The sequence below is a fragment of the Massilia genomosp. 1 genome (genome assembly GCF_011682185.1).
Classification (GTDB): domain Bacteria; phylum Pseudomonadota; class Gammaproteobacteria; order Burkholderiales; family Burkholderiaceae_D; genus Telluria_A; species Telluria_A rubra.
In genome coordinates, this window is record NZ_WHJF01000720.1 from 1 (window position 1) to 203 (window position 203).

Sequence of the window (203 nt, forward strand, 5' to 3'; positions counted from 1 at the left end):
CGGACGCCAGCGCGCCATCATCGTCGAACGGCAAGCGCGCGGCGCCAAGCTTGAACATCGGATCGTGGCGCAGGCGGTTCGAGTCGTTCCCGTCCTCGTAGCCGCAGCCGATTTGGTAGATACGTTGTGTCAAAATATCGTGATAAGAATGGTCGACATAGCTCTGATGACGGCGGTCAGGCAAGGCTGCGGCGAGGCGCTTG

1 protein-coding gene is annotated in these 203 nt (G+C 60.6%); it reads right to left on the reverse strand.

What is annotated here, in order from left to right; all coding sequences use genetic code 11:
• Positions 1–184, reverse strand: a 184-nt coding sequence (locus F1735_RS35415; protein ID WP_373888644.1) for a transposase, incomplete at its 3' end; no start/stop codon positions are given.
• Positions 185–203: the final 19 nt, after the last annotated feature.